Origin of the sequence: Curtobacterium sp. Leaf261, assembly GCF_001422205.1 — a bacterium.
Classification (GTDB): Bacteria; Actinomycetota; Actinomycetes; order Actinomycetales; family Microbacteriaceae; genus Curtobacterium.
On sequence record NZ_LMMJ01000008.1, the window covers coordinates 467,408 to 492,058 of the forward strand.

Here is a 24,651-nt window from a genome sequence, read left to right on the forward strand (position 1 = left end):
CGCGGGTCGTGGATCTCGGCCCTACGGCAGCCGGGGACAGGCGCATGACGCGTCTCCATGTCCCCACGCGGATCCGGTGGAGCGACATCGATGCCTACGGGCACGTCAACAACTCCGCGATGCTGCGCCTCCTCGAGGAGGCGCGGATCATGGCGTTCTGGGCGCCGGACCCCGAGGAGCTCGAGGCGTCTCCGGAGACCCCGGACCCGATCATCGACGGGCGTCCGGGGTCCGGTACCCTGACGGTGATCGCGGGGCAGCGGCTCGAGTACCTGGCATCGATCCCGTACCTGCGCCGTCCGCTCGACATCCAGCTCTGGATCGGCAGGATCGGCGGCGCGAGCATCGACGTCTCGTACGAGGTGTGCTCGCCGGTGGGCACGGACCCGTTCGAGGTCTACACCCGCGCGACGACGACGCTGGTCCTCGTCGACGCGGAGTCGAATCGGCCGCGCCGTCTCACAGCGACGGAGCGTGCCGCGTGCGAGGCGTACATGGAGGAGCCGGTGGCGTTCTCGCGACCGTGACCCGTCCCGACCCGGCTCAGATGCCGGGGACCCGCACCATGCCCTCCTGAGCCACCGTCGTCAGGAGCCGTCCGGACCGGTCGAACATCCGACCGAGCGCCAGACCACGACCGCCCTGCGCGCTCGGCGACTCCTGCGTGTAGAGCACCCAGTCGTCCGCACGGCCGTCCCGATGCCACCACATGGCGTGGTCGAGGCTCGCGGTCTTCACGCCGTGGGATCCCCACGCGATGCCGTGCGCGCGCATCACCGGCTCGAGGATCGACAGATCGCTCGCGTAGCCGAGGACGGCACGGTGGAGCGCCGGGTCGTCAGGGAGGTCGCCCACCACGCGGAGCCAGACCGCCTGATGGGGAACATGCGCGCCCTGCACGTCGATGAACACGGGTCCGTCCACGTGACGCACGTCGACGGACCGCTGGGCCCAGTGCTGTGCGATCGGGTGGTCGATGCCGCCGAGGACCTCGGCGGCGGACGGCAGCGACTCGGGATCCGGCACGTCTGTCGGCATGGGGTCCTGGTGCTCGAGCCCCGAGTCCTCCGCCTGGAACGACGCGATCATCGAGAAGATCGGCAGCCCGTGCTGGAACGCCTGCGTGCGCCTCGTCGCGAACGATCGTCCGTCGTGGATCCGTTCGACGGCGAAGGTGATCGGGTCCTCGATCGACCCGGGGCGCAGGAAGTAGCCGTGCATGGAGTGGATCGCGCGCCCGGAGATCGTCGACTGCGCGGCGACGACGGACTGGGCGAGGACCTGGCCGCCGAACACACGGCCGCCGGGAGACCAGTGGCTCGAGCCGGTCATGATCGTCTCGCCGGTGTTCGCGCCCGTGTCGACCAAGCGCAACGTGGGCATGAAGTCGGGCTCGGTCGCCGTCGGATCGTCGCTCTGTTCGCCGTTCATCGTGGGTCAGTCTACGAGCCGCCGCGGCCATGGCTCTGGCTGCGGATGTGGCTCCGACGAGCCCCTTGCGTCCAGCCGCGGTTCGCTATCCTGACCGGGACATGAGTCCGTCCTTCGCGCTTCCCGACACCGCCTCCCTCAACGACCTCCGCACGTACCTCGGACGTGCCGCCCGTGTCGAGGACGGATCGGTCCGACTGATCGCCGGGGCAGGTGTGCTCGCCGTGTACACCGCTGTGCTCTACCCGGCCGGTCTCCTCGACGAGGTCCCGACGGTCCTCGGACTCCGGACGTTCGAGCTGACCGAGGCGGTCTCGTTCGATGCGGTCGTCCCCATCGAGTCGTTCGCGGAGCGGCTCCGCATCGTCGCCGAGCGCCTCGACGACAGCGCCGGCGACGACAGCGCCGGCGACGACAGCGTCGGCGACGACATCGACGGACACGGCGACGACGGCGACGACGGCGACGACGAGGACGCGCACACCGCCGACGACGATCTCCCCGAGGACCCGGCGACGCCGGCACACGGGATCGTCATCGAACTCCCGCTGCAGGTCAACACCGTCACCTGGGCCGCGATCTCGCCGCCGCGTGGAGGATGGGTGCCGCTGCCGGACCTCGACGTCACCGTGCTGCGCGACCAAGCTCGTGTCGGCATCGCCGAGGTCGCCGAGACCGTCCCGACCGCGTCCGGCGACGCTGTCGTGCGCCGGGTTCGGTCGGAGGTGTGGGGCCGACCGATCGCGCAGTCGGAACACGTCCCCGCCGGAGCAGCCTTCGCTGCGGAGAGCCTCGGCTTCCTGCGCGACGGTGATCGCGTGCGGCTCTTCGAGACGGGGCCCTGGAGCCGGCTCACGACGACTCGCGGCCATGTGTTGGTGAAACGGCGCGCCTGGTCCCTGTCTCGCTGATCGACCCGGCAGCCAGGACCCTGTCTCGCTGATCCACCCGGCACACAGGACTCTGTCTCGCTGATCGACGCGGCAGGCGGGACCGGGACCGACATCCGGGCCCAGACCAGCCCGGGAGTCGAAAACCGGAGCGCAGAACTCCGCGTCCTCGGAACCCGGTCGACGCGCGGTCCGAGACTTCAGCCGTCGGACTGCTCGGCCGGAGCTTCAGCCTGGTCCAGCACCGGCATCAGCAGCTCGCGAAGACCGGGCGCCATCTTGCGGGCGTATGCCGGTGCGAGATGCACTCCGTCGAACCGGATGAGTGTGTTCCCGGCGAACACCGGGCAACGGCTCACCACGCAGACCAGCGGCCGGATGTCGATCGCAGTCTGGTGCAGGCGCTCGGCGATGAACTCGACCGCGGTCCACCGCGCCGCCCAGGCGCCCGAGCTCGAGGTGACGCACCGCTCCGGAGATCCGCCGGGAGTGATGCACTCCGTCGGGTCCGGCCCCGGCGGCGGTGGCGACAGGTGCACGACCGTACCGGCAGCCGCATCCGCTCTCGTCGCGAACGTCGTCAGGGCCTTGGACCACGTGGCAACGGGCATGATCGACTTGTCGGCGAGTTCGATCGAGCCGTAGGTGTTCACGATGAGGAGGACGTCGGGATGCTCCCGCTCCACGTCGTCCATCGCCGTGTTGCGGAAGTCGATGCACTCGTCGGAGACGGCCGGACCAGCGGGGAGGTCGGAGAAGGAGCACCCGTAGGCGGTCCGCGTCATCAGGCGCACATCGGAGGACGGTTCCTTCACGAGGGTCACCAGGGCGTCGGCCAGGTACGCGGCCGTCGAGTCGCCCACGAGCATCATCCTCACGGATGCGTCCGCCGGCCCGAACGTGCAGCTCGAGAGCGGAAGAGGATCGTCCAGCCGCCCACAGTCGTCTGTGGGGTGTTCGTCTCGGGCTCTCTCGACCGGCGGATCGAAGGTCGGCCAGCTCGTCGCGGCGAGTGCCGCGGTCAGCTGCGTCTGCAGCGCCGCGACCGCAGACATGTCCGCGCCGCCCCCGCTCGCGTCGCGATCGACGTCGGTGTCGTGGACCCGAGTTTCGTCAGTCGTCACGGCGGCGTCAGGGGGCGACGGCACCGACCGCGGTCGCACTGCGTGGATCGCGACGGCGCTCATCAGGATCGTGACCGTGGCCAACCCGATGAGCATGAACGGCGCAGTGCCCTGGAAACTCTCACGCAGCCGGGCCGCGGCGGGAGGCGACCAGGAGAACCACGCACCCCGCATACGCGGAACCTCCACCGCGTGGTGCACGCTGACCGCGAGTGCGCCGCAGATGGGGAGCGTGAGCCAGCCGACGGACGGGTCCACCGACCGGAGGAGCACGAGGACCGGGAAGTGGCAGAGGTACAGGCTGTAGCTGAGACCGCCGAGGTAGTCCGTCACCCGGTTCGCCAGGAACGTCGGCACCCGAACGGCCGGGTTCGCGCCGCCGATCAGGACAGCGCCGGTCGCCAGGACGGGGAGCGTTCCCCATGGTGCCGGGAACCCCGGCGTCTCCGGAACGACTGCCATCGAGACTCCGAGGCCGACCACGCCGAGCCAGAGGAGGGCCACACCGAGGCGTGGTGCAACCCGCTCCCAGCAGCGGACACCGAACGCGATCACGGCTCCGCACCCGATCTCCCAGGCCCGGTCGAGCGTCGAGAAGTACGCCGTCGTCGGCGCGGCGGCGGAATCGTGGAGCGACCATGCCCAGGACGCCAGCGTCATCGCGACGAGCAGTCCGCCCACGGCGCCTCGCGCCAGGCGGGACCGGCGGGAGTCCGGCGCATCTGTGGATCGGCCGATCAGTGAGAACACCAGGACCATGAGCACGGGCCAGAAGAGGTAGAACTGCTCCTCGACCGACAGCGACCAGTAGTGCTGGAACGGCGACACCGGTCCGTCGGCTGCGAAGTAGTCCGTCTGCACAGTGGCGAGATGCCAGTTCTGGACGAGGAGCATCGACCACAGGCCGTCTTCCAGGACGCTGTTGCGCCGAGCGGCGGAGAACATCAGGGCGCTGAAGGTGATGGTGAGTGCCCCGACGACCGCGGCTGCGGGGAGCAACCGTTTCACTCGTCGGCCGAAGAACGCCCTGAGGGAGACGCGGCCGAAGAGGGATTGCTCTCGGAGGAGGAGGCCGGTGATCAAGAACCCCGAGATGACGAAGAACATGTCGACCGTCACGTGACCACCGGTCGGGACTCCCCACACGTGAGTCGCGATGACGATCAGCACGGCGTATGCACGGAGTCCCTGGAGATCGTGCCGCATCCGGAACGATGTCGCACGCTCCGGAGCGCGGAGCGCGCTGCGGGAGTGTCTCGGCATGCAGGGAGCCTGGCAGAATCCCCCAAACCGAAACGAAAATACCGAGTATTGTGTACAACAGATCATCGGACCGTTGGGCGAGTTGTCTCCGAAGGTGGTTCGCTGAAGCCATGCACGTCATGCTCACCGGCGCGTCCGGGTACATCGGCTCATCCGTCCTCCCCGCGCTCATCGCGCACGGTCACACCGTCACCGCGATCGTCCGCTCGGACCAGAAGGCCGAGGCGGTGCGTGCTGCGGGCGGGACGGCCCTCGTCGGCGACATCAGCGACACCGACGTGGTGGCCCGGCTCGCGCACGAGGCAGACGCCGTGGTGCACACCGCGTCCCCGGGCGACGCGACCTCGGCCGAGGTGGACGGCACCTTCGTCGACACGATCCTCGATGCGTTCCACGGCACACCGAAGCGGTTCATCCAGACGGGCGGCGTGTGGGTGTTCGGCAACTCGACGGACATCTCGGAGCACTCCCCGATGGACCCGCCCGACCTCACCGCATGGCGGATGCCGATCGAACGTGCGATCCGGGACAGCGACGTGCACGCCACGATCGTCGCTCCCGGGATCGTCTACGGCAACGGGGGCGGCCTCCCCAACCTCCTCAGGGGCGACGGCGAGCACGACGTGCAGCTCATCGGGGACGGTTCGCAGCGCTGGACGACGGTGCACGTCGAGGACCTCGCGGAGCTCTACGCACTGGTGCTCCACCACGACCGGCACGACCCCTACGTCATCGCGGCCGCGGGGGACAACCCGTCCGTCCGCGAGATCGGCGAGGCCGGTGCCCGCGGCCACGAGGTCGTCCGTGACTCACCGAACGGCTCACGGGAACGTCTCGGAGCAGCCCTCGCGGATGCCCTGATGATGCACCAGGAGGCGTTCGGCGCCCACGCGCGCAACGAGTACGGCTGGCGTCCGACCCGCCCGACCCTCCTTGAGGAGATGGCAACCGGCAGCTACGCCGGCTGACGCCGTCGTGCCGGCCGCCTTCTGACTGGAGGGACGGCGCACTGCCGACCCGCGCCTCCCGGCCGGATGACGGACTGGAGGGACGGCGCACTGCCGACCCGCGCCTCCCCTCCCGGAGACGGGGCTCAGTCGAGCGCGTTGACCATCGCGTGCGCCGCGCGGTCCAGGTACGCCCACAGCGTGGCGTCGTCGAGCGGGGCGAGGTCGAGCGAGTCGACGGCCGTGCGCATGTGCAGGAGCCATCGGTCCCGGGCCTCGGGCGTCACACGGAAGGGGTTGTGCCGCATCCGGAGCCGCGGGTGCCCCCGGCGCTCGCTGTACGTCCCCGGGCCGCCCCAGTACTGCTGCAGGAAGAGCGAGAGGCGCTGGATCGCACCCTCAAGGTCGTCTGCGGGGTACATCGGCCAGATCACCGGGTCGCTGCGGACGCCCTCGTAGAAGACCCGCACCAGTCGGTCGAACGTGGGTGCACCGCCGATCCGGTCGAACAGTTCACCACCGATGCTCGGGGCAGGGGCAGGGGCAGGGGCAGGGGCAGGGGCAGGGGCGGTGCCGCCGGACGAGCCGACCCCGAGCGATGCGCCGCCTCCCTGCGATGCGCCTCCTGCGTGCGACGCGCCACCGGACGGTCCGACGCGCAGGGTGATCGGCTGCCCGAGGCCTGCGCGAGCAGGTCCGGATGTCGGCGGCGTCGTGTCGTCCGGGCCGGTAGTGCTGACCGGTTCCGTCACGAGACCGGGCCGTCCGTCGGTGGAGTCTGCTTCGGAGCGCGTGTCCGGCGGGGTTTCGTGACCGGGGTCGGCTGTGTCTGCACCGGACGGACCCCGTTGATCGACGACGCGTTCTCCCAGCCTGCCGGCATGATCATCGCCATCGTGGGCAGGGTGATCCCGAGGTCGTCGACGGCGGTCTTCAGGCGGACCCGGAGCTCGCGGCCGACGGAGTCGAGCTCGACGGCGCGGGTCTTCACGACGAGCCGGAACACCATCGCGGACTCGGTGATCGACTGCAGTCCCCAGATCTCCGGCTTCTCGACGATGCGTTGCTTCCACCGCGCCTCGCCCGCCATCGTGACCGCGGCCGTCAGGAGGGCTTCCTGGACCGCGTCGATGTCGGTGTCGTACGGGACCGTGATGTCGACGAGCACGCGTGACCAGCCCTGCGACATGTTGCCGACGCGGAGGATCTGGCCGTTGGGGACGAACCAGAGGATGCCGTTGACGTCACGGACCTGCATGACACGGAGACCGACGTTCTCGACGACACCGGTGGCATGGCCCGTGTCCACGACGTCACCGACGCCGGCCTGGTCCTCCATGATCATGAACACGCCGGACAGCAGGTCGCGGACGATGCTCTGCGCACCGACGGCGAGGCCTGCCGCGACGACGGAGGCCCCGGCGACGAGTCCCAGGAGGTTGGCGCCGAACTGGCTCGCGATGATGACGAGCGAGACGAGCACGATCACCACCGTTGCGACGTTCTCGAGGACGCTCCCCAGTGTCCGTGTGCGCTGGACGACGCGGGCGGTCTGGAGCGGGGACGCGATGAGGGCCTGCGTGTCCTCGATGTTCTGCTTCTTCTTGACGCCGCTGACGACGCGGTTCACGAGATCGCGGATGACCTTCCGGAGGAACAGCCGCAGACCGATGGCGACGAGGATCACGACGACGATCGTGATGGCGACGTGCCAGGTCCCGACGAACTGGGTGAACGCGTTGGTCACGGCTGCTGACGCCTCTCCTGCTGGTGTCGTGGGGGCGGGCGTGGATGTCGTGGCGAGCAGGTGCATGATCCGAACGATGCTAGGGGTGTCGTGTGAGGCGAGCCTGAGCGGCCCGCCTCACACGACCTGATCACACCGCGTGCTCAGCCTGAGGCCGGGGACGCGAGCCGATGACCGGTACCACACGTCCGGTCAGGCGTCGGCGGCCTGCACGGCGAGGGCCCGGTCGACCCCGGCGAGGCTCTCGATCACGATGCGACGGAGCGCCGGCGTCTCCTGGTGCGTCTCGAGCCAGGCGGTCGTGGCGTCGCGCAGCTCGACACTCGCGAGCGGCGACGGGTAGAGCCCGCCGATCACCGTCGACGCGATGTGGTAGCTCCGCGTCGCCCAGATCCCGGTGATCGCGTCGAAGTACCGCGGCACGATGCCCTCGAGCGTGACGGGGGAGAGCACATGGGTGAACCCGACGGTGGTCTGCCGGACGATGGCGTTCGGCAGGTCGTCCGAGTCGATGAGGGAGGAGAACGCCGCGAGCTTGCCCTCGGCGGTCGGGATCGTCGCCCGGACACGGGCGGCCGCCTGCGCACCGGACGCGGTGTTGTCCGCGGCCAGCTCGGCGTCGACCTCGGCGTTGCCGGCGGCACCGGCGAGCACGAGGCCCTCGAGGAGCTCCCAGCGCAGGTCGGTGTCGATCGTCAGGTCGTGCAGCGTGACCGAGCCGTTGCGGAGGCCGTTGAGCGTCGCGACGTGCTCCGGTGTCGACGCGATCTGCGCGAAGAACTTCACGAACTGGAACTGTGCGTCGCTCCCCGCAGCGGCCGAGTCGGCGAGCTGCCACAGGGCGTCACCGACCTCGCGGATGGTGGCGTCGGCCCGGACGGGTGCGACGTAGCTGCGTGCGGTGAGCAGCAGCTGCGACAGCGTCGTGCGGAGCGTCGTGGACTCGGTCTCGGTGGCGATGTTCCCGAGCACCAGCCGGACGTAGTCGCTCGCGGGCGACTCGGCGTCGCGCGTGGCGTCCCACATCGAGCCCCAGACGATCGAGCGGGCGAGCGGGTTCGCGATCGCCGCGAGGTGCTCGATCGCGGTCCGTCGCGACTGCTCGTCGAGGCGGATCTTGGCGTAGGCCAGGTCGTCGTCGTTCAGTAGGACGAGGTCCCCGCGGTGGATGCCGACGAGCTCAGGGACCTCGGTGCGCGGTCCGTCGACGTCGATCTCCACGCGATGCGCGCGCTCGAGCTTGCCGCCCGCGGATGCCGCGTTCGCACCGAAGGGTGCCGACGCCTCCTCTGCCGCGTCGGCGCCGAACGCGTACACGCCGATCGCCAGACGGTGCGGACGGATCGTCGGGTGGTCGGCCGGTGCCTCCTGCAGGACGGCGAACGCGGTGATGACGCCGTCATCGTCGGTCTCGATCTCCGGGCGGAGCGTGTTGACGCCGGCCGTCTCGAGCCAGAGCGCCGACCAGTTCGACAGGTCCCTGCCGCTCGTGACCTCGAGTTCCGCGAGCAGGTCCGCGAGCTCGGTGTTGCCGTGCGCGTGCTTCGTGAAGTAGGCCGACACACCCGCGAAGAAGGCGTCGATGCCGACCCAGGCGACGAGCTGCTTGAGCACCGAGCCGCCCTTGGCGTACGTGATGCCGTCGAAGTTGACCTGGACGTCCTCGAGGTCGTTGATCGTCGCGACGACGGGGTGTGTCGACGGGAGCTGGTCCTGGCGGTAGGCCCAGGACTTCTCCATGGCCTGGAACGTCGTCCACGCCTCAGTCCACTCGGTCGCCTCCGCCGTGGCGATGGTCGACGCCCACTCGGCGAACGACTCGTTCAGCCAGAGGTCGTTCCACCACTTCATGGTGACCAGGTCGCCGAACCACATGTGCGCGAGCTCGTGCAGGATCGTGACGACCCGGCGCTCCTTGATGGCGTCCGTGACCTTGGACCGGAACACGTAGGTCTCGGTGAAGGTGACGGCTCCGGCGTTCTCCATCGCTCCGGCGTTGAACTCCGGCACGAAGAGCTGGTCGTACTTCTCGAAGGGGTACGCGACGCCGAACTTCTCCTCGTAGTAGGCGAAGCCCTTGCGGGTCGTCTCGAAGATGTACTCGGGGTCGAGGTGGTCGGCGAGCGACTGTCGGGCGAAGATGCCGAGCGGGATCGTCCGGCCGTCCGAGCTCGTCAGCTCGTCGCGCACGACGGCGTACGGGCCGGCGATGAGCGCCGTGATGTAGCTCGAGATGCGCGAGGTGGCTGGGAAGGACCACGTGGCGTTCTCACCGTCGACGCGCGGCTCCGGCGTCGGCGAGTTCGAGACCATCTGCCACCGCGAGGGCGCGGTCACGGTGAAGGTGAACTCGGCCTTCAGGTCGGGCTGCTCGAAGACCGCGAACATCCGCCGCGAGTCCGGGACCTCGAACTGGGAGTACAGGTATACCTCGTCGTCCACCGGGTCGACGAAGCGGTGCAGGCCTTCGCCGGTGTTCGTGTAGACGGCGTCCGCGACGACGACGAGCTCGTTCGCGTCCTGCAGGTCGTCGAGCTGGATGCGCACGCCGTCGTTCACCGCCGCGACATCGAGGGACGTGCCGTTCAGTGTGACCGTGTGCACCGTGCGGGTGATCGCGTCGATGAACGTCGACGCTCCGGGGGTGGCGGTGAAGCGCACGGTCGTGGTGCTGCCGAACGTCTCCGCCCCGCGGGTGAGGTCGAGCTCGACGTCGTACGACTGCACGTCGATGACGGCCTTGCGCTCCTGGGCTTCGATTCGGGTGAGGTTCTCTCCGGGCACGACCCGCTCCATCCTGATGCGTGCGTGGGCGCTCGTGGGCCCGTCGCACTGGTGGTGCCGCCGACGATGGCGACCCGACAAGCCTACCGACGCGCGTACTGTCGGGAGCATGACGGACACCGCTGTGGACAACTCCACGACCACCCCGACCGCTGTGGACTTCTGGTTCGACCCCACCTGCCCGTGGGCCTGGATGACGAGCCGCTGGGTGGGTGAGGTCGCCCAGCACCGCGATCTCGACGTCACCTGGCACGTGATGAGCCTCTTCGTCCTCAACGAGGGGCAGGACATCCCCGAGCAGTACAAGGAGGCGCTCGCGACGAACCAGGTGTACTCGCGCCTCGTCACCGCCGCGCGACTCCGGCACGGTCAGGAGATCGTCAAGCCGCTGTACGACGCCCTCGGCGAGCAGATCCATCACCGGCAGCAGAAGGACCCGTCCGAGGTCGTCCCCGAGGTCCTCGGGCAGCTCGGCCTCGAGGCGGACCTCGCCGACGCCGCCTGGACCGACGAGACCGACACGGCGATGCGTGCGAGTCACAAGGACGGCATCGACCGCGTCGGTGAGGACGTCGGCACACCGGTCATCGCGGTCGACGGCGTCGCGTTCTTCGGGCCGGTGATCTCCCCGGCCCCGAAGGGACAGCAGGCGCTCGACCTCTGGGACGGCGTCGTCGCGGCCGCCCGGTACCCGGGCTTCTTCGAGCTGAAGCGCAGCCGGACCGTCGGTCCGGTCTTCGACACGGTCTGATCCCGGCGAGCCGGACGGTACCGGCTGACGGACTGGAGGGACGGTGCGGCCTGGCACCGTCCCTCCAGTCCGTGTCGGGTCGCGTCCGCGACCGCTCAGACGAGCGGCAACCGCATGATCACGAGGTCGAGCCACCGGTCGAACTTCCGCCCGACCTCGGGCACGACCGTGACGTGCTCGAACCCGAGTCGCTCGTGCAGGCGGATCGACGCGGTGTTGTCCGAGGCGATGTCGGCGATCATCACGTGGTGTCCGGCGTCGATCGCGTGCTCGATCGCCGCGCGGAGGAGTGTCGACCCGATCCCACGCCCGTGGAACCGGGGATCGAGGTAGATGCTGTCCTCGACGCTGAACCGGTACCCGGGGTTCTCGCGCCAGGGCCCGTAGGTGACGTAGCCCGCGACGACGCCGTCGAACTCGGCCACGAGCACCGGGAACCCGCCCGCTGCACGGTCCACGAGCCACGTGTCGAACCACAACCGGGGGAAGGGGTCGTCCCGCCAGATCGCCGTCGAGTGCAGGACCGCCTCCACGTGCAGGCCGTGGATGACATCGAGGTCCCGCTGCTCGGCAGCGCGGACGAGCGCGCCGTCCACCACTCGTGCTGCCTGCATGTCCCCGATGGTAGTGATCACGATCGGGCTCCCGCGCGCGGCTCTGTCGCGGTGCTGGTGCGCGGCGCCGACCGTGTGTTGCGCGGGAATAGGATCGAGCCATGCGCATCCACCTCGGTACGGACCACGCCGGCCTCGAGTTCACGAAGACCCTGATCACGCACCTCGGGGAACTCGGACACGAGGTCGTGGACCACGGACCGACCGAGTACGACCCGCTCGACGACTACCCCTCGTTCTGCATCAACGCCGCGTCCGCCGTCGTGCGCGACCAGCGTGCGGGGGTCGAGGCGCTCGGCGTGGTGTTCGGCGGTTCCGGCAACGGCGAGCAGATCGCGGCGAACAAGGTCGAGGGTGTCCGCGCGGCCCTCGTGTGGAACGAGTCCACGGCACTCCTCGCCCGCCAGCACAACGATGCGAACGTCATCTCGATCGGCGCTCGCCAGCACACCGTGGACGAGGCGATCGACTTCATCGACCTGTTCATCAACGAGCCGTTCTCCGGCGAGGAGCGGCACGCCCGCCGCATCGCCCAGCTCGCGGAGTACGAGGAGACCGGCCTCATCGCCGGCAAGCAGGTCGACCAGTAGCGAGACGCCCGCCGTCAGGGGTACCGAGTAGACAGGACGGCATGCCCGAGGGTCACTCCGTCCACCGCATCGCGCGCCAGTTCGCGCTCCACTTCGTCGGCCATGCCTGCACGATCTCCAGCCCTCAGGGTCGGTTCGCCGAGGGTGCGAGTGAGATCGACGGCCGCACCATGATCGGCGCACGAGCCGTCGGCAAGCAGATGTTCCTGGAGTTCGAGGGGGACCTGTTCCTCCGCGTGCACCTCGGGCTCTACGGGGCGTGGGACTTCGCGGGGGAGATCTCCACGGACGCCGCGATGGCGAGTGCGAACGGTCGGATCGGGCAGACGAACCAGCACGGCACCGACGTCCAGCACGGCACCGACGTCCAGCAGAGCGACGTGGACAACACGGACGACGACGGCGCACACGTCACCGACACCGAGGGCGAGGACTCGCTCCGGAGCATCGGAGCCCCGCGGCGCTCCCGGTACCGGATGGCCGAGCAGGAGAAGGTCGAGACGCCGATCGAGGGGTTCCCGCCCGAGCCGATCGGCGCCGTGCGCGTCCGGATCCTCACCGAGAACGCCGTCGCCGACCTCCGCGGACCGACCGCGTGCGTCGTCGCGACCCCGGAGGAGGCCCAGGCCGCCATCGACAAGCTCGGTCCGGACCCGATCAACGACCACGGTCCGGAAGCCGAGCAGACCTTCGTCGACAACGTCCGGAAGCGCCGGGTCGAGATCGGCCAGCTGCTCATGGACCAGTCCGTCGTCAGCGGCATCGGCAACGTCTACCGCGCCGAGCTCCTGTTCCGCGCGCGGCTCGACCCGCACGTGCCGGGGGCCGAGGTCCCGGAGGCGATGCTCCGCGACCTCTGGCAGGACTGGACGCGGCTGCTCGAGGACGGCGTCCGCATCGGGCAGATGATGACGATGGCGGACCTGTCGCCCGCGGCCTACCGGAAGGCGCTCCGCAGCCGTGCCGATCGACACTGGGTGTACCACCGCGAGGGCCTGCCGTGCCGGGTGTGCGGGACGAACATCGTGCTCGAGGAGGTCGCCGGCCGGAAGCTGTACTGGTGCCCGAAGGACCAGGTGACCCCGAAGAAGCCCCGGACACGCAAGGCACCGGCCAAGAAGCCGGCCGCCAAGAAGCCGGCAGCCAAGAAGCCGGCAGCCAAGAAGCCGGCAGCCAAGAAGCCTGCCGCCAAGAAGCCGGCCGCCAACAAGCCGGCAGCCGAGAAGTCCTGACCAAGCGCGGCCGGGCTCACCACCCGCGGTACGTCCACCGCCCGTCGACCGCGGTCCCGACGACCCGCATCGCGCGGAGTTCGTCGGATGAGGCGGCCAGCGGGTCACGCTCGACGAGCACCAGGTCGGCCACGTCCCCGACCGCGATGGTCGCACGCCCGTCGGTCGACGCCCGCCACGCGGTGAGCCGGTCGATCCGCTGCTCCGGGTGCCACGCCTCGCGGCCGTCCCGGTCCCGCCCGACCGCAGCCGCCATCGACACCCAGGGGTCGAGCGGCGCCACCGGTGCATCGGACCCGAGGCGGAGTCGAACGCCCGCGCGGGCCAGGTCGGCGAACGCGAACGCGCGGTCAGTCCGTCCAGCCCAGTAGCGGTCGGCGACGTCGCGGTCGTCCATCGCGTGCTCGGGCTGCACGGACGCGTCGACGCCGAGCCGCGCGAACCGGGCCACGTCCTCCGGGCGGAGGAGCTGCGCGTGCTCGATCGATCCACGCGTTCCGACCTGTTCGAACACGTCGAGGGCGAGGGAGTTCGCGCGGTCGCCGATCGCGTGCACGGCCGGGGTGAGACCGGCCGCGACAGCCCGACGCACCATCGCCACCACCTGGTCCTCGGGGAACGCGAGCACGCCGCGTGCGTGGTCGCCGTGCACGCCGTCGTAGGGGTCGTCCACGGCGGCGGTCCTGGTGTTGAGCGATCCGTCCGTGATCACCTTGAACGGTCCCATCCGGACGAGCCCGTGCGTCCCGGGTGCGACGTCGCCGGTACGGAGGCCGCGGTCGACCACCGCGTCGAGATCGGTCGGGTACGCCCCGGAACGGACCCGGAGTCCGTCGATGCCGCCATGGACACGGCGGGCCCAGCGGTCGAACCCGAAGCGCATCTCGAGGTCGACGACGCCGACCAGCCCGCGGGCCGAGGCAGCGTCCACCGCGGCGCCCACGTACTGATCGAGCTCTGAGTCCGGCACCGTCGAGATCGCGGTGCTGACGTCGAAGGCGTCCTGCTCACGGAGGAGCCCGGTCGGGTGCGCCGCGTTCGCCGGGTCGAACCGCGCGAGCGCGGCCCCGTTGCACCAGACCGCGTGCAGGTCACCGGAGACGACGACGATCGGGAGGGACGGTGCCGGTCCGCCGGGTCGGCTCAGGTGGTCGAGGAGGTCGCGGTGCGCACTGTCCGGCCACATGCCGTCGCGGAACCCGTAGGCGATGAGCGCGCCGCCGGTGAGTGCGTCCGCGGGATCGGTCCGCAGCACGTCCGCGAGCACCTCGGCGACCGCGGCGGCGCTCTCCGCTCCGGACACGTCGACACGGCGGCGGACCATGGACCACTGCTCGAAGTGGGTGTGGTGGTCCCAGAGCCCCGGGCCGACCCATGCGCCGTCGCCGTCGACGACCTCGACGGACCTGCCCGAGCCGGCCGTGTCGGAGACCGAGGCCGGTGTGACGGCGGTGATCCGGCCCTCCCGGACGAGGACGTCGGCAGGCGCACCACCGGTGCCGATCCTGCGGACGTTCCGGAGCAGGGTGCCGCCGCTCATGCGGACGCCGCCGTGTCGTCGATGGCGGAGGACGCGTCGTCGCCAGCGGGTGCCGCATCGCGGGCGTGGACCCGGCGCATCTCAGCCGCCAGCGCGGGCGAGGCGTACGGTCCATCGCCCTCGAGCCCGGCGACGATGTCGTCGACGACCTCCGGAGCCTTGTTCTGGCTGAGCTTCGCGCGGGCGTCGAACCGCGTGACCCGGATCCGGATGCCCACCGTGCCCCTGGCCATCCGGCGCGCGGTCTGCTCGTCCACGTCGAGGCTGACCGGGTCCGGCATCCGCTGCTCGAAGTGGTCGACGAGCTCGCCGAGCACCCGGAAGTTCTCCTCGTCGGAGAGGATCTCCGGGGTGCCCCAGAGGTGTGCCGTGACGTGGTTCCACGTCGGCACGAACTGCTCGGCGGGGTACCACGCGGGGGAGATGTACCCGTGCGGTCCCTGCACGATGAGGAGCACCTCGTGCTGTCCGAGCTCGTGCGCGACCTCGTCCGGGCGGCCGACGTGGCTGACCAGGACGATGTCACGGCGGTCATCGCCGTCTCCGTCGCCGGACCGCTGCTCGACCAGGAACGGGTAGTGCGATGCGACGATGCCGGTCGACGTCGAGGACACGATGGTCACCCACGGGTTCTCGCGGACCAGGCGCTCGACCTCGTCCACGTCGGTCTGCAGGAAGTGCGGGGTGTGGCGCATGGAGTCAGCGTGGCACAGACCCTCCCGGACACGGGAGGGGTTCTGTTTCCCCGATGTTTCTTTCGTGTAAAGGTTTCAATGATCATTGAAACCACTGTTTACTCGGCGTACGTCGTTGTCATAGCTTGTGCCCACCCGGTCGGACGTACCGACCACGAGCGAGGAGCGACATGCGACGCAGCGCGATCGTGGCGATGGCCACGGCGGCAACGGTGGCACTGGTGGCCACCGGATGTTCCGCGAGCGGATCGGCCGACACCGGGTCCGGCTCGAAGCTGGTCTACGCCACCGGTGAGCCCGACCACCTGACCCCCGGGCGGCAGACCGTGGCCTTCGACCAGGTGATGAGCCTGTTCGCCCCGCTGACCCAGACCGACACCGAGGGCAAGCTCCACGACGTCGCCGCGAGGAGCGTCACGAGCGACGACGCCACCACGTGGACGATCACCCTGCGCGACGGCTGGAAGTTCAGCAACGGCGAGACCGTCACCCCCGAGAGCTACGTCAGGGCGTGGAACTACACCGCCTACGGCCCGAACGCGTGGGAGAACAGCGGCCAGCTCGCGTCCATCGTCGGGTACACCGACCTCAACCCGACCGAGGGCAAGCCCACCACCAAGGAGATGAGCGGGCTCAAGGTCACCGGCAAGGACACCTTCACGGTCACCCTGACGCACGCCGACAGCCAGTTCCCCCTCCAGCTCAGCCAGGCGCAGACCGGCTTCTACCCGATGCCGAAGGCCGCGTACTCGGACATCAAGGCGTACGACAAGGAGCCGATCGGCAACGGCCCGTACGAGATGACGGGTGCGTGGAAGGCGAACAAGGAGTTCACCGTCACGGCATGGTCGGGTTACGAGGGCACGAAGCCCGTCACCGACGAGGTCGCCTTCCGCAGCTACAGCGACATGGACACCGCGTACACCGACGTCCTCGCGGGCAACGCGGACGTGCTGTTCCTGCCGTCGGACAAGTACACGTCCGCCGCGAGCGACTTCGGGGACCGCCTGCACTCGTTCGGCGCCCCGGGCATCGACTACATCGGGTTCCCGCTCTGGGACGAGCAATACTCCAACCCGGACGTCCGTCGCGCGATCTCGATGTCGATCAACCGCAAGCAGGTCAACAAGGCGATCTACGGCGGACTCTACGAGCCGGCGACCGCCCTCACCCCGCCGAGCATGTCGGGCACCAAGGAGGGCATCTGCGGCGACGCGTGCGAGTTCGACCCCGCGGCGGCCAAGAAGCTCCTCGCGTCCGCCGGTGGGTTCGACGGGCAGATCACGCTGGTCTACCCGGGTGGCAACGGCCTCGACGCGCTGTACGAGGCGTACGCCAACCAGATCCGGCAGAACCTCGGCGTCGACACCGTCGCGAAGCCGACCACCGACTGGGCGTCGTACTACTCGACCCTGACCGACAAGACGGTCGCCGGGCCGCACTTCGGGCACTGGGGTGCGCTCTACACCTCGCAGCAGAACACCCTGCGCGCGCTCTTCACGAGCGCCGGCGGGTGTGCAGCCTGCACCGGGTACTACCACGACGACGAGGTGGACTCGCTGCTCGGCAAGGCGGACTCGGCGTCGAGCCAGGCGGAGTCGAACAAGTACTACGAGCAGGTGCAGGAGAAGGTCCTCGAGGACTTCCCGGTCGTGCCGACGTTCTTCGACAAGTACTCCTACGTGACGAGCCAGAAGGTGACGAAGCTGCCCGAGGTAGCCGGGTCGCCGGTGCTCGCCCAGATCGCAGTGAGCAAGTGACGGCTCGCAGTGAGCAAGTGACGGCTCGCAGTGAGCAAGTGACGGCTCGCGGTGAGCAAGTGACGGCTCGCGGACTGCTCGGCACGGACGAGATCATCGACCTCGTCCGTGCGGTGCCCGAGCGCTCTGGGTTCCCGACCGTCGACGACCTCGTCGCCCGGTTCGACCGACTGGCGGCCGAGCACCCGGCCGCGGCGGGCGGGGTCGTCGTCACCCGCATCGGCACGAGTCGCCTCGGGGAACCGATCCACTCGTACGCCGTCGGCCGCGGCGGCAACCAGGCCGTGATCGTCGGGGGCGTGCACCCGAACGAACCGATCGGGTCGTGGACGGCGCTGCACCTCGCCGAGACGATGCTCACCGACCCCGCGCTCGCCGAACGCCTCGACACGACGTGGCACATCGTCCCGACGATCGACCCGGACGGCATGCGGCTCAACGAGGCGTGGTTCGACGACCCGACCGATCGGGCGTTCTACTCGCGGCACTTCTACCGTCCGGCGCCGGACTCGCAGGTCGAGTGGACGTTCCCGACGAACCACCGCGACGTCTACTTCGACGCGGTGCTCCCGGAGACCCTCGCGCTCATGCGGCTCATCGACGACGTCCGGCCCGGTCTCCTCGTCAGCCTGCACAACGGCGAGATGGGCGGCGTCTACTACTACCTGTCCGAGGACCTGCCCGACGTCATCGCGACGCTGCACGCGGTCCCGGCAGCGCTCGGGCTCCCGCTGGACACGGGGGAGCCGGAGTCGCCGCACCTCGTCGCGATGGCACCCGCGGTGTTCCGGATGGACGGTGTCGAGACGGTCTACGACTACCTCGCCTCGCTCGGGGTCGATCCCCGTGAGCACATCAACGGGTCCTCGAGTGCGTCCTGGGCGCTCCGGCACGGCGCACTCTGCCTGGTCGCGGAGCTCCCGTACTGGCAGCACGCGGACGCCGACGACCAGACGCCGACCGACGAGTCGTACGCAGACCTCGTCCGACGGACCGCAGGCGACATGGCCGTCACCGGCGCGTTCCTCGTCGAGGTCCTCACCGAGGCGGAGCCGCACCTGACCATCGAGACGCCCTTCCTCGAGGGGTCCCGCGCATTCGTCCCGATGCTCGGGCGTGGTGCCGAGACCGACCTCATCCGGGCCGACCGCGAGCCGGCGGACCGGATGGCGACGGTCGCCGAGCGCTTCGGCCTCGAGGACCTCGTGCGCTGCTTCCGCCTCCGCTACGGCGGGATGCTCCTCCGCGCGATCGAGGCCGAGACCGGCGCCGGCACCGCGTCGGCTCCACTCCGGCGGGTCGGCGAGCGCCTCCGGGCGACGTACGCCGCGTGGCAGGCCACCGCCGACATCGGTGCCGACCCGATCCCGGTCGCCGCTCTCGTCGGCGTGCAGTACGGCGCGGTCCTGGCCGCGGCGGCGCACGTCGCGGAGAGCGGCTCCGGTCGCCAGCGTGACCAGCAGCCGGTGGGGAGGCGCGGTGCGGCCCCGACCCGTGCCTCCAGTCCGTCACCGGTCGCGCCCGTCGGCGCAGGCCGCGTCTGATGCACACCGTGCTCGCCGTCGGTCGCCGCTTCGGCGGTCTGGTCATCGTGTTCCTCGGGGTCACGTTCCTCATCTACGCGATGACGTTCGCGCTGCCGGGGGACCCGATCCGCGCGCTCGGCGGCGACCGCCCGCTGACCGATGCGGTGGTCCGTGCCCTCCGGGCGGAGTACCACCTCGACCAGCCGCTCTGGGAGCAGTACCTGCAGTACATCGGCGGGCTCTTCCGCGGGGACTTCGGCACGGACTTCACGGGCGAGAGCGTCGGCGCGCAGATGGCGTCCCGCTGGCCGGTGACGATCACGCTCGCGCTGACGGCCTGGGTGCTCGAGATCGTGCTCGGCATCGGGCTCGGGGTGGTCTCCGCGCTCCGCCGAGGGACCGTGCTCGACCGGACGGTGCTCGTCAGCACGATCGTCGTCGGCGCCGTTCCGGTGTTCGTGCTCGGCGTCGCCCTGCAGATCGTGTTCTCGGTGCGACTCCGGTGGTTCCCCGTCGCCGGCACCACGTCCGGGTGGCCGATGGCCTACATCCTGCCCGCCCTCGTGATCGCGCTCTTCGGGCTCGCCGCCGTGTCGCGGCTGACCCGGACGTCGATGCTCGAGACGCTCGACACCGACTACGTCCGGACGGCACGGGCGAAGGGGCTCGCCCCCGGCCGTGTCGTCGGCGTGCACGTGATGCGGAACTCCCTGATCCCGACCGCGACGTACCTGGCGACCGACCTCGGGTACCTGATGGGCGGCACCGTCATCGTCGAGGGCATCTTCAACCTGCCGGGCGTCGGCAACCTGCTCTTCCAGGCGATCCGCTCGCACGAGGGCGCCACCGTCGTCGGGATCTCGACGGCGCTCATCCTCGTGTTCCTCGTCACGAGTGTCCTCGTGGACCTCCTGCACGCCGCCCTCGACCCGAGAGTGAGACGACGATGACCGACTCCGCGCTCGCCGCGACCGTCGAGCCCGTGATCGGGCTCCGCCGTCGACCGCTCACCGCAGCCCTCCGCACCCCGGGGTTCATCGTGCCCGCCGCCGTGCTGGCCGTCGTCCTCCTCATCGCGCTGTTCCCGTCGGCGTTCGCGGGGCTGTTCGGCCACGGCGACCCCCGGGTGTGCCAGCTCGGTCGGAGCGGGGAGTCGGCGACCTCCGGACATCCGTTCGGCTTCGACCTGCAGGGCTGCGACGTGTACGCGAACGTCATCTACGGCACCCGGACGTCGATCGCCGTCGGGGTCCTCACCACCGTGCTCGCGATGCTCGTCGCGGTCGTCGTCGGCACCGTCGCGGGGATGGCCGGCGGGTGGGTCGACTCGGTGCTCTCGCGGCTCACGGACGTGTTCCTCGGATTCCCGTTCCTGCTCGGTGCCGTCGTCGTGCTGAACAGCGTCGGCACCAGGTCGGTCCTCACCGTGTCGCTCGTCCTCGCACTGTTCGGCTGGCCGACGATGGCCCGGCTCGTCCGGGGGTCCGTCAGGAGCATCCGGCAGGCGGAGTTCGTCCTGGCGGCACGGACGATGGGGCTCTCGACGTGGCGCATCACCACCCGCTACGTGCTGCCGTCGTCGATCTCGCCGCTCCTCGTGCTCGCCACCATCACGGTCGGCGGGGTGATCGTGTCCGAGTCGTCGCTGACGTACCTGGGCATCGGGCTCGAGGCGCCGGCGATCTCGTGGGGACTGCAGCTGTCCGCGGCGACGACGCAGTTCCAGCAGGCGCCGCACATGCTGCTGTTCCCGTCGCTGTTCCTCGTCGTGACGGTGCTCTCCGTGATCGGACTCGGGGACACCCTGCGGACGGCGCTCGACCCGCGGCACCGGTGAGGGGCCGGCTCCTCCGCCCTCGACCAGCCGATCTCTGCACCGCCCCGATCTCTGCACCGCCCCGATCTCTGCACCGCCCCGATCTCTCCACAGTTCCGATGCGACCCGGCCACGGCGGCCGACGATCCGATGAAATGGACACCATGAGCACCACCACGAACGACACGCGCACCACCGCCACCGACGCCACGACCCTCGCCGCCTACCACGCCACGTTCCCGTACATCCGCGACTGGATCGCCTACAAGGTCTGGCAGCTCCGGGTGCCGGGCGTCCAGGTCGCCGTCGGCTTCCGCGGCGAGGTCATCTGGACCGAGAGCTACGGGTACGCCGACGTCGAGGCCGGCCGGGCACTGACCGACGACGACATCTTCCGCATCGCGAGCCACTCCAAGACCTTCACCGCGACGACACTGCTCCTGCTCGCGGAACGCGGTGCGCTGCGGCTGGACGACACGGTCGGCACGTACGTCCCGGCGCTCACCGAGGCCGGGTCCCCGATCGCGGACGCCACCGTCCGCGAGCTCATGGAGCACGGTGCCGGGGTGCTGCGCGACGGGCTCGACGGCGACTACTGGTCCCTCACGCGGCCGTTCCCGGACGAGGACGAACTCCTCGCACTCGTGCTCGACGAGGGCTCGAAGGTGCCGGTCGGATCGAGCTTCAACTACTCGAACCTCGGGTACTCGCTCCTCGGTCTGGTGATCGCGGCCGTGACGGGCACCTCCTTCAACGATGCCGTCCGCGAGCTCGTCGTCGAGCCGCTCGGGCTCCGGAACACCGGACCGGACTTCGACCCCGCCCGCGCGGAGGAGTTCGTCGTCGGCTACAGCGGCTTCGCGACCGACCGTGTCCGACACCGGCTGCCGCACGTCGACACGCGTGCCATGGCGTCCGCCACCGGGTTCCACGGCACCGCCTCCGACCTGGTGCGGTACTTCTCGGCGCACGTGATCGGGCAGGGCGAGCTCCTCGACGACCACTCCAAGCGGCTCGCACAGCGCAAGGCGTGGACGGCGCTCAAGGGCGCCGACGACGGGTACGGCATGGGCTTCGTCGTGGACGAGGTCGGCGACCGCGGGGTCCGAGGACACTCAGGTGGGTTCCCCGGGCACATCACGCAGTCGCTGTTCGACCCGGAGTCCTCGCTCGTCGTGTCCGTCATGACGAGTGCGGCAGCCGGACCCGCCACCGTGATCGCCAAGGGCGTCATCCGGCTGCTCGACGCCGCGACGGACCCCGCTGCCACCGATGCCGGCACCGACGGCGTGCCGGTGGACGACGCGCTCCTCGACTCGCTCGCCGGCCGCTTCGGGAACCCGTGGGGTCTCGCGGACGTGGCGCGGATCGGCGACCGCCTCATCGAGATCGACCCGGTGGCACCGGACCCGATGGCGTCGGTCACCACGCTCCAGATCGTCGACCGCGACACCGTCCGGATGACCGCCGGCAACCGGTTCGGCTCGATCGACGAGGACATCCGGTACGAGCGTGACGACGACGACCAGGTCGTCCGGGTGCGCGCCGGCGGCGGGATGTCGATGCTGCCGTGGTCGCTCCCGGACGAGTCGCCCGAGGTGGCGGCAGGCCTCGTCTAGCCTGGCCGCACGACGCCATCACCACGCGGCGAGGGACAGGACCGACAGGGAGCACCACACCATGACCACCCATCACACCGAGGCGCTCGGCACCGCCGCCGACGACGTCCTGCTCGACCCCGAGCGACAGGCGTTCGTCGAGGAGTTCGCGTTCATGCTGCAGCTCGCCGGGACGCCCCTGATGGACGGTCGGGTGCTCGGCTACCTGATGATGACCCGGACGCCGTACTCGTCCTCCGCCGACATCGCCGCCGCCCTCGCCGCATCGTCCGGATCGGTGTCGATGTCGACCAGGCGCCTCGTCGACTCGGGGTTCATCAAGCGGCACATGGTCCCCGGTGAGCGCAGCCACTACTTCCGTGCGGAGTCCGACGTCTGGGGGAGCTGGCTCGCGACGGAGCGGCGGTACCTCGGACGCCAGCGGGACGTCATCGCCAGGGGCCTCTCCGCGATCGAGGACTCCACCGACCCTGCGGACCACGCCGTCCAGCAGCGGCTCGTGAACGGCCGCGACTACATGACGTGGCTGCAGAGCCACCACCACAAGATGCTCGAGGACTGGGAGGCGTTCAAGGCCGCCCGCGACGGCACCGCACCCCCGACCGATCCGGAGCAGTGACATGGACACGACGACACCAGTCCTCAGCATCGACCACCTGACCGTCGCGTTCGACGTCGAGGGCGAGCGGGTCCTGGCGGTGGACGACGCCTCGTTCAGCATCGGGCACCGCGAGGTCGTCGCCGTCGTCGGGGAGTCCGGGTCCGGCAAGAGCATGACGGCGATGACCGTGATGGGGATCGCGCCGGACGGGGCACAGGCGTCGGGGTCGGTGCGGATCGGTGACCTCGAGGTCCTCGCGGCGGGAGAGTCGGCCCTCCGCGCCGTCCGCGGTCGTCGGGTGTCGATGATCTTCCAGGACCCGTCCGCGGCCCTCAACCCGGTGTGGTCCATCGGGTTCCAGATCGCGGAGGCCGTGCGTCGTGCGATCCCGGACGGCGGTGACCGGCCAGACCGTGCCGAGGTCCGTGCTCGCTGCATCGAGCTCCTGCGCCTCGTCGAGGTCCCCGAGCCCGAGCGTCGTCTCCGCCAGTACCCGCACGAGCTCTCCGGCGGGCAGTGCCAGCGCGTGATGATCGCGATGGCGCTCGCCGCAGATCCGGACCTCCTGATCGCCGACGAGCCGACCACCGCCCTCGACGTCACGGTGCAGGCCGAGGTCCTCGACGTGCTCCGGCGGCTCCGGGAGCGGACCGGCACGAGCATCCTGCTGATCACGCACGACATGGGGGTCGTCGCCGACCTCGCGGACCGGGTCGTGGTGATGCGGAACGGGCGTGTGGTCGAGACCGGGGACGCGCAGGCGGTGTTCTCCACACCGGCCGCCGAGTACACGCGGGAACTCCTGGCGGCGGTGCCGCGGATGGGTGTCGGGAACGCGATCGCAGACCTTGTCGTGGGCGGTGCGCCACTCGGCGGTCCCGCCGACGGCGCGCTCGGCGGGCCTGCAGCCGTCCTGGAGGCCCGTGGGCTGGTCGTCGAGTACGGCAGGCTCGGCAGGCGGTTCCGTGCGGTCGACGACGTCTCGTTCGAGGTCGGCCGGGGTGAGATCGTCGGTCTCGTGGGGGAGTCCGGGAGCGGCAAGACCACCATCGGCCGCGCCGCCGTCGGCCTCGCGCCGATCACCGGCGGGAGCATCGTGGTCAGTGGGACCGATGTCCAGGGCGCGTCGCGTGCCGAGCGGCAGGCCATGCGACGGAACGTCGGCGTGGTCTTCCAGAACCCGATGATGTCGCTGAACCCGCGGTACACCGTCGCCCAGACGATCGCGGAGCCGCTCCGGCAGATCCTCGGGCTCGGTGCCGGGGAGGCCGAAGCACGGGTGGACCGGCTCCTCGCGGACGTCGGGCTCGGGTCGGCGTGGCGGCACCGCTACCCGCACGAGCTCTCCGGGGGGCAGCGGCAGCGCGTCGCGATCGCCCGCGCGGTCGCACTCGACCCCGCGCTCCTGATCGCCGACGAGCCGACGAGCGCCCTCGACGTGTCGGTCCAGGCCCGGGTGCTCGACGTGTTCCGTGAGCTGCAGGAGCGCCTCGGGTTCGCGTGCCTCTTCATCACCCACGACCTCGCCGTCGTCGACTCGCTGTGCGACCGCGTCGTGGTGCTCCGCAGCGGGCGGCTCGTCGAGCACGGGACGCGCGAGCGGATCCTCCGGGCGCCGGAGGACGAGTACACGCGCCGACTCATCGCCGCAGCGCCGGTGCCCGATCCGCACGAGCAGGCCGAGCGGCGGGCGATGCGCCTGGCGAGCTGACCCGACGGCG

21 protein-coding genes are annotated in these 24,651 nt (G+C 70.2%); 13 read left to right on the top strand and 8 right to left on the bottom strand.

From position 1 onward, the window contains the following. The first annotated feature begins 44 nt into the window (after nucleotides 1–44). On the top strand, nucleotides 45–527 hold the full coding sequence (locus ASF23_RS10360) for an acyl-CoA thioesterase (protein ID WP_055952665.1): 483 nt from the start codon (nucleotides 45–47) through the stop codon (nucleotides 525–527). A gap of 16 nt (nucleotides 528–543) precedes the next feature. On the opposite strand, the gene ASF23_RS10365 is transcribed toward ASF23_RS10360, so the two are convergent. Then, nucleotides 544–1,431: an acyl-CoA thioesterase gene (locus ASF23_RS10365; protein ID WP_200919335.1), complete on the bottom strand. Its 888-nt coding sequence runs from the start codon at nucleotides 1,429–1,431 to the stop codon at nucleotides 544–546. Nucleotides 1,432–1,532: 101 nt separating this feature from the next. On the opposite strand from ASF23_RS10365, the gene ASF23_RS10370 reads away from it, so the two are divergent. Further along, entirely contained in the window at nucleotides 1,533–2,342 is an 810-nt protein-coding gene (locus ASF23_RS10370) for a hypothetical protein (protein WP_055952669.1), read from the top strand. A 179-nt stretch (nucleotides 2,343–2,521) separates the two neighbouring features. Here the strand turns inward: ASF23_RS10370 and ASF23_RS10375 are convergent, their stop codons facing one another. Then, nucleotides 2,522–4,708 carry an acyltransferase family protein gene (locus ASF23_RS10375; protein WP_162236750.1) on the bottom strand — a complete coding sequence of 729 codons (2,187 nt, stop codon included), beginning with the start codon at nucleotides 4,706–4,708 and terminating at the stop codon, nucleotides 2,522–2,524. A gap of 110 nt (nucleotides 4,709–4,818) precedes the next feature. Here ASF23_RS10375 and ASF23_RS10380 point away from each other — a divergent pair, with 110 nt between their 5' ends. After that, nucleotides 4,819–5,676 (top strand): NAD-dependent epimerase/dehydratase family protein, encoded by an 858-nt coding sequence (locus tag ASF23_RS10380; protein ID WP_055952675.1) that lies wholly within the window; start codon nucleotides 4,819–4,821, stop codon nucleotides 5,674–5,676. A 125-nt stretch (nucleotides 5,677–5,801) separates the two neighbouring features. Here ASF23_RS10380 and ASF23_RS10385 read toward each other — a convergent pair whose 3' ends face one another. The 3 genes from ASF23_RS10385 to pepN form a co-directional block, all read right to left on the bottom strand. Then, nucleotides 5,802–6,179 (bottom strand): globin, encoded by a 378-nt coding sequence (locus tag ASF23_RS10385; RefSeq protein ID WP_055953275.1) that lies wholly within the window; start codon nucleotides 6,177–6,179, stop codon nucleotides 5,802–5,804. Nucleotides 6,180–6,403: 224 nt separating this feature from the next. Then, nucleotides 6,404–7,402, bottom strand: coding sequence for a mechanosensitive ion channel family protein (locus ASF23_RS10390; protein ID WP_055952678.1), 999 nt, complete (start codon nucleotides 7,400–7,402; stop codon nucleotides 6,404–6,406). 192 nt (nucleotides 7,403–7,594) lie between these two features. Next, nucleotides 7,595–10,186: an aminopeptidase N gene (pepN, locus tag ASF23_RS10395; RefSeq protein ID WP_055953278.1), complete on the bottom strand. Its 2,592-nt coding sequence runs from the start codon at nucleotides 10,184–10,186 to the stop codon at nucleotides 7,595–7,597. A 109-nt stretch (nucleotides 10,187–10,295) separates the two neighbouring features. Between pepN and ASF23_RS10400 the strand changes: the two genes are divergently transcribed. Continuing rightward, nucleotides 10,296–10,937 (top strand): mycothiol-dependent nitroreductase Rv2466c family protein, encoded by a 642-nt coding sequence (locus ASF23_RS10400; protein WP_055952682.1) that lies wholly within the window; start codon nucleotides 10,296–10,298, stop codon nucleotides 10,935–10,937. Nucleotides 10,938–11,032: 95 nt separating this feature from the next. Here the strand turns inward: ASF23_RS10400 and ASF23_RS10405 are convergent, their stop codons facing one another. Then, nucleotides 11,033–11,551, bottom strand: a complete 519-nt coding sequence (locus ASF23_RS10405; RefSeq protein WP_055952685.1) for a GNAT family N-acetyltransferase — start codon at nucleotides 11,549–11,551, stop codon at nucleotides 11,033–11,035. Between the two features lie 101 nt (nucleotides 11,552–11,652). On the opposite strand from ASF23_RS10405, the gene ASF23_RS10410 reads away from it, so the two are divergent. Together ASF23_RS10410 and ASF23_RS10415 are read left to right on the top strand one after the other, a co-directional pair. After that, nucleotides 11,653–12,141 (top strand): ribose-5-phosphate isomerase, encoded by a 489-nt coding sequence (locus tag ASF23_RS10410; RefSeq protein WP_055952688.1) that lies wholly within the window; start codon nucleotides 11,653–11,655, stop codon nucleotides 12,139–12,141. Nucleotides 12,142–12,182: 41 nt separating this feature from the next. Continuing rightward, the gene (locus ASF23_RS10415) at nucleotides 12,183–13,373 is read left to right on the top strand and encodes an Fpg/Nei family DNA glycosylase (RefSeq protein ID WP_200919336.1); all 1,191 of its coding nucleotides are present in this window, start codon (nucleotides 12,183–12,185) and stop codon (nucleotides 13,371–13,373) included. Between the two features lie 16 nt (nucleotides 13,374–13,389). Here ASF23_RS10415 and ASF23_RS10420 read toward each other — a convergent pair whose 3' ends face one another. Together ASF23_RS10420 and ASF23_RS10425 are read right to left on the bottom strand one after the other, a co-directional pair. Then, a complete protein-coding gene (locus ASF23_RS10420) occupies nucleotides 13,390–14,913 on the bottom strand; it encodes an amidohydrolase (protein WP_055952692.1) in 1,524 nt (507 codons plus the stop codon). Then, entirely contained in the window at nucleotides 14,910–15,608 is a 699-nt protein-coding gene (locus ASF23_RS10425) for an FMN-binding negative transcriptional regulator (RefSeq protein ID WP_055952693.1), read from the bottom strand. The genes ASF23_RS10420 and ASF23_RS10425 overlap by 4 nt, the downstream gene beginning before the upstream one ends. A gap of 170 nt (nucleotides 15,609–15,778) precedes the next feature. Here ASF23_RS10425 and ASF23_RS10430 point away from each other — a divergent pair, with 170 nt between their 5' ends. The 7 genes from ASF23_RS10430 (at nucleotide 15,779) to ASF23_RS10460 (ending at nucleotide 24,641) form a co-directional block, all read left to right on the top strand. Continuing rightward, complete coding sequence (locus tag ASF23_RS10430) at nucleotides 15,779–17,368, top strand: peptide ABC transporter substrate-binding protein (protein ID WP_235510856.1); 1,590 nt, start codon at nucleotides 15,779–15,781, stop codon at nucleotides 17,366–17,368. A gap of 59 nt (nucleotides 17,369–17,427) precedes the next feature. Then, nucleotides 17,428–18,912: a M14 family zinc carboxypeptidase gene (locus ASF23_RS10435; protein ID WP_235510857.1), complete on the top strand. Its 1,485-nt coding sequence runs from the start codon at nucleotides 17,428–17,430 to the stop codon at nucleotides 18,910–18,912. Then, nucleotides 18,912–19,844 (top strand): ABC transporter permease, encoded by a 933-nt coding sequence (locus tag ASF23_RS10440; RefSeq protein ID WP_055952696.1) that lies wholly within the window; start codon nucleotides 18,912–18,914, stop codon nucleotides 19,842–19,844. The genes ASF23_RS10435 and ASF23_RS10440 overlap by 1 nt, the downstream gene beginning before the upstream one ends. After that, entirely contained in the window at nucleotides 19,841–20,731 is an 891-nt protein-coding gene (locus ASF23_RS10445) for an ABC transporter permease (RefSeq protein WP_055952698.1), read from the top strand. Before ASF23_RS10440 ends, ASF23_RS10445 begins: the two co-directional genes overlap by 4 nt. 143 nt (nucleotides 20,732–20,874) lie before the next feature. Continuing rightward, nucleotides 20,875–22,329: a serine hydrolase gene (locus ASF23_RS10450; RefSeq protein WP_082474064.1), complete on the top strand. Its 1,455-nt coding sequence runs from the start codon at nucleotides 20,875–20,877 to the stop codon at nucleotides 22,327–22,329. A gap of 61 nt (nucleotides 22,330–22,390) precedes the next feature. Continuing rightward, complete coding sequence (locus ASF23_RS10455) at nucleotides 22,391–22,948, top strand: GbsR/MarR family transcriptional regulator (RefSeq protein WP_055952704.1); 558 nt, start codon at nucleotides 22,391–22,393, stop codon at nucleotides 22,946–22,948. Nucleotide 22,949: 1 nt separating this feature from the next. Beyond that, entirely contained in the window at nucleotides 22,950–24,641 is a 1,692-nt protein-coding gene (locus ASF23_RS10460) for an ABC transporter ATP-binding protein (RefSeq protein WP_055952707.1), read from the top strand. The last annotated feature ends 10 nt before the right edge of the window (nucleotides 24,642–24,651 follow it).